The sequence below is a fragment of the Nonomuraea sp. NPDC049709 genome, assembly GCF_040674815.1.
Classification (GTDB): domain Bacteria; phylum Actinomycetota; class Actinomycetes; order Streptosporangiales; family Streptosporangiaceae; genus Nonomuraea.
The window spans coordinates 1-4454 of record NZ_JBFANM010000185.1 but is presented as its reverse complement, the minus strand read 5'-3'; the positions used below and the strand labels follow the sequence as shown (position 1 = coordinate 4454).

The window sequence follows — 4454 nt, the reverse complement described above, 5'->3', positions numbered from 1 at the left end:
GGCGCCGCGGCGCTGGCGCTGCGCGACGGCGCCGACACCGAGGAGGCGGTCACGATCGGCGTCGGCGAGGCCTCCCGCTTCGTCGAGCGCGGCGGGGCCGCCGGCGTGAAGGTGCAGGAGCAACGGCTCGGCGACCGGCCGCGCACCGCCATCGAGGTGGCCCGGCTCACCCGGGCGTACGGCGGCCGGCTGATCGCCACCGGCGGCTGCTTCGACCTGCTGCACGCCGGCCATGTGAGCCTGCTGCGGCGGGCCAGGGCGCTGGGCGACGCGCTGGTGGTCTGCGTCAACTCCGACGACTCGGTACGCCGGCTGAAGGGCCCGCCGAGGCCCATCGTGGACGTACGCGACCGCGTCGAGGTGCTGCGGGCGCTGAGCTGCGTGGACGCGGTGCTGGTGTTCGACGAGGACACCCCCGCGACCGCCATCGAGCTGCTCCGCCCCGACGTGTGGGTGAAGGGCGGCGACTACGAGGGGGAAGTGCTGCCCGAATCCGAGGTCCTCGGCAGGCTCGGCGCGGAGACCGTCGTGCTGAGCACGCTGCCGGGGCGTTCGACAACCAATCTGATCAGGGAGATCCAGTGAATATTTTGATCACCGGGGGTGCCTCCGGGCTCGGCCTGGCCACCGCTGAGGCCGTGGAGAAGGAGGGCTGGAAGGCCCTGGTCGTCGACGTGCGGGAGCCCGACCAGCGCTTCGAGCACGTGACGGCGGACCTGGCCGACCGCGGGCAGGCCGAGCGCGCGGTACGCGAGCTGGCCGAGCGGGCCGGCGGCCTGGACGGCGTGGTGACGGCCGCGGGCATCGACGCGTGCGGGCGGCTGGAGGACGTCCCGGCCGACGACTGGGAGCGGGTCATCCGGGTGAACCTGCTGGGCACGGCCGCGGTCGTGCGGGCCGCGCTGCCGTACCTGAAGCACACCCGCGGCAAGGTCGTCACCTGCGCCTCGACGCTGGGGCTGCGGCCGCTCAGCGACGCCTCGGCGTACTCGGCCTCGAAGTTCGGCGTCGTCGGCTTCACCCGGGGGCTGGCGATCGAGCTGCGCGGGGAGGTGGGGGTGACCCTGCTGATCCCCGGCGGCATGCGGACGAGCTTCTTCGACGGCCGTCCCGAACAGTACAAACCGGGACCCGAGGCCGGGCTGAACGATCCGGCGCACGTGGCCCAGGCGATCGTCTTCGCGCTGCGGCAGCCTGCCGGATGTGAGGTGAGGGAACTCGTCGTCTGCCCGTCCACGGAGACGTCATGGCCCTAGAACTCCTGGTGCTGCGCGGGCTCGGCCTGGGCGACCTGCTCACGGCCGTGCCCGCCCTGCGGGCGCTGCGCCAGGGCTTCCCCAAGCACCGGATCACGCTGGCGGCGCCCCGGGCGCTGGACGCCCTGCCGCCGCTGACCGGCGCGGTGGACGCCCAGGTGGACGTGTCGGGCCCGGGGCCCATCCCGCCGGACGCGCTGCCGTTCGAGCGGCCGGACATCGCGGTGAACCTGCACGGGAAGGGGCCGCAGAGCATCGAGGCGTTGCGCCGTACGGATCCGGGGCGGCTGATCAGCTTCGGCACCGGCCCCCCGTGGCAGGACGGCGTGCACGAGGTGCGCCGCTGGTGCGGCCTGCTGGAATGGCACGGCGTGCCCGCCGACCCGGCCGACCTGACGCTGGGCATCTCCGACCGTACGGGGCCCGCGATCGTGCATCCGGGCGCCGCCTATCCCGCGCGCCGCTGGCCGCCCGAGCGCTTCGCCGAGGTGGCCGCCGCGCTGGACGACGTGGTCGTCACGGGCACCACGTCCGAAGTGCCGCTGGCCAGAAGGGTCGCCGAGCTGGCGGGCCTGCCGCCCGAGCGGATGCTGGCCGGGCGGACCCGCATGGCCGACCTGGTCGACCTGGTCAGCAGGTCGAAGCTGGTGGTCTGCGGCGACACCGGCGTGGCGCACCTGGCGACGGCGTTCTGCGTGCCGTCGGTGGTGCTGTTCGGGCCGGTCTCCCCCGCGTTGTGGGGACCGCCGCCGGGCTGGCGCCACGTGGCGCTGTGGGCCGGGCAGAACGGCGACCCGCACGGGGAGCGGCCCGACCCCGGCCTGCTGAAGATCGAGGTTTCCGAAGTCGTCGACGCCGCCATGGAGGTCACATCATGAGGGCTCTGGTCACCGGGGGCGCCGGGTTCCTCGGCTCCTATCTCTGCGAACGCCTGCTGGACGAGGGTGCGGACGTGGTCTGCATGGACAGCTTCCTCACCGGCGGGCCGCGCAACGTCGAGCACCTGCTGGAACGGCCGGAGTTCCGGCTCATCGAGTGCGACCTGACAGGATACGTGCACGTACCTGACCGGCTGGACCTCGTCCTGCACTTCGCCTCGGCCGCCTCGCCGGCCGACTATCTGCGCTATCCGATCGAGACCCTGCGGGTGGGCAGCGTCGGCACGCTGCACGCGCTGGGGCTGGCCAGGGAGAAGGGCGCCCGGTTCGTCCTGGCCTCGACCAGCGAGGTGTACGGCGACCCGCTGGAGCATCCGCAGCGCGAGACGTACTGGGGCAACGTCAACCCCGTCGGCCCGCGCAGCGTGTACGACGAGGCCAAGCGCTTCGCCGAGTCCCTGACCACCGCCTACCGCCAGTCGCGCGGGACCGACACGGGGATCGTGCGCATCTTCAACACCTACGGCCCGCGCATGCGCCCGTTCGACGGCCGGGCGATCCCGACGTTCATCCGGCAGGCGCTGACCGGCGAGCCGATCACGATCACCGGCGACGGCTCCCAGACGCGCTCGATCTGCTACGTCGAGGACACCGTGTCGGGCATCCTGGCCATGGCCCGCAGCGACTTCGCCGGGCCGGTCAACATCGGCAACCCCGACGAGCTGACCATGATGGAGCTGGCCACCCTGATCCGGGACCTGGCCGGGTCGTCGTCGGAGATCAGGTTCATCGACCGCCCGGCCGACGATCCCAAGGTCAGGCGGCCGGACACGTCGCTGGCGGCCGAGCGGCTCGGCTGGCGGGCCCAGGTGCCGGCCGCCGAGGGGCTGCGGCGCACGATCGACTGGTTCTCGATGGAACTGGCCGCGATCAAGCAGCTCGAACGGCTGGAGGTCTGACGGCCACCCAGGTCCTGACGGGTCAACGCTGTTCGCGTCAGCGCTGTTAAGTCAGCGTTGTTCAGGTCAGCGCTGTTGGGTCAGCGCTGGTTGCCCGCGCGGAGCCAGGCGAGGTAGTCGGCCACCGCGCGCCCGGTGTCGTAGGCGGGCTCGAAGCCGGTGTCCTCGCGCAGCCGGGTGATGTCGAGCCAGGTGTCCCGCCCGGCCGGGTCGCGGCCCTCGGGCAGGCCGGCGCGGGCATCCGGGACGAGCTCCCTGATCGCCGCGACCACCTCGCCGTTGGTGGTCAGGCGCCCGGACGCCACGTTGTACGTGCGGTGCCGCAGCCGCTCCGCCACCTGCAGCAACGCGATGGCCCGGCCGCAGTCCTTGACGTAGCACAGGTCGATGCCGTCATCGGTGTGCCCGCCGGCGCGGAGGGTGGACAGGTCGGGCTCGGTGCCGCGGGCGGCGGCGTGGACGAGCTGGGGCGCGGCGAAGAACGGCGACGGGGTGTGCCCGAGCGGCCCCCAGATGGCGGCGATTCGGTAGGTGACCGCCTCGACGCCCATGGCGCCGGCCAGGTGGCCGGCCATCAGCTCGCCGATCTTCTTGAACGCGGGGATCGGGTGGTACGCGGTCATCGGCAGCGGCAGGTCCTCGCCGAGCGCGCCCTCCGCGGTGACGCCGCCGTACACGCCGATGGTGCTGGCCAGCCCGAGCCGGCGCACCTGCCAGTCGCGGGCCGCCCGGAACACGTTGAGCAGGCTCTTGACCGACTTCTCCGCCCCTTCGAGCGGCTCGTACACGCCGGGCGGCCACGGCACGGACCCGGCGAGGTGCACGATACCGGTGATCTTGTGGCGGTCGCCGATGTCGAGCAGCGACCGCTCGTCGGTGAGGTCGGCCCGCTCGACGAAGAGCCGCTCGCCGGCCTCGGCCGCGAAGGCCGCCGGCACCTCTGCGGGGCGGCGCTGGACGAGCACGCACGACTCGCCCATGTCGAGCAGGGCGCGGGTGGTGTGCGTGCCGATGAAGCCCAGCCCGCCTGTGATCAGGATCATTGGTCAGCCTTTCAGATCATCAGCGTTACTGATAATCAGGCTAGCACGCCTGCGAATCGGTAGTGGAGCCACGGCGGCGGTGGGTGCGCACAGGCGCATCCACGGCCGCAGGGACCGGCGGGAGCAGGGTGACCTCCGGTTCCCGCGTGCAAAGGCCGTTGAAGGCGATCTCGCGGTCGGGGAGTTGATCGATAAGGCGGCCGACCAGGGAGACCGGCACGCGGCACGCGGCGGGCGGCACGCGGCGGGCGGCGGGCGGTGGACGGCGGGCGGCACGCGGCGGGCGGCGGGCGGTGGACGGCGGGCGGTGGACGGCGG

At 73.0% G+C, this 4454-nt stretch carries 5 protein-coding genes; 4 read left to right on the top strand and 1 reads right to left on the bottom strand.

Annotation, left to right across the window (positions count from 1 at the left end):
• The 4 genes from AB0J69_RS61435 to AB0J69_RS61420 all read left to right on the top strand — a co-directional run.
• On the top strand, positions 1-585 hold a 585-nt coding region (locus tag AB0J69_RS61435; RefSeq protein ID WP_364138587.1), incomplete at its 5' end, for an adenylyltransferase/cytidyltransferase family protein.
• Positions 582-1256 carry an SDR family oxidoreductase gene (locus AB0J69_RS61430; RefSeq protein ID WP_364138585.1) on the top strand — a complete coding sequence of 225 codons (675 nt, stop codon included), beginning with the start codon at positions 582-584 and terminating at the stop codon, positions 1254-1256. The genes AB0J69_RS61435 and AB0J69_RS61430, both read left to right, overlap by 4 nt.
• Positions 1247-2134 (top strand): glycosyltransferase family 9 protein, encoded by an 888-nt coding sequence (locus tag AB0J69_RS61425; RefSeq protein ID WP_364138583.1) that lies wholly within the window; start codon positions 1247-1249, stop codon positions 2132-2134. The genes AB0J69_RS61430 and AB0J69_RS61425 overlap by 10 nt, the downstream gene beginning before the upstream one ends.
• On the top strand, positions 2131-3093 hold the full coding sequence (locus tag AB0J69_RS61420; RefSeq protein WP_364138580.1) for a UDP-glucuronic acid decarboxylase family protein: 963 nt from the start codon (positions 2131-2133) through the stop codon (positions 3091-3093). Before AB0J69_RS61425 ends, AB0J69_RS61420 begins: the two co-directional genes overlap by 4 nt.
• A gap of 80 nt (positions 3094-3173) precedes the next feature.
• Here the strand turns inward: AB0J69_RS61420 and AB0J69_RS61415 are convergent, their stop codons facing one another.
• Positions 3174-4136, bottom strand: coding sequence for an NAD(P)-dependent oxidoreductase (locus tag AB0J69_RS61415; RefSeq protein WP_364138578.1), 963 nt, complete (start codon positions 4134-4136; stop codon positions 3174-3176).
• Between the last annotated feature and the right edge of the window lie 318 nt (positions 4137-4454).

Coding starts and splice junctions, on each gene's coding strand:
- AB0J69_RS61415 (WP_364138578.1), bottom strand. CDS start 4,136: ATGATCCTGATCACAGGCGGGCTGGGCTTCATCGGCACGCACACCACC.
- AB0J69_RS61420 (WP_364138580.1), top strand. CDS start 2,131: ATGAGGGCTCTGGTCACCGGGGGCGCCGGGTTCCTCGGCTCCTATCTC.
- AB0J69_RS61425 (WP_364138583.1), top strand. CDS start 1,247: ATGGCCCTAGAACTCCTGGTGCTGCGCGGGCTCGGCCTGGGCGACCTG.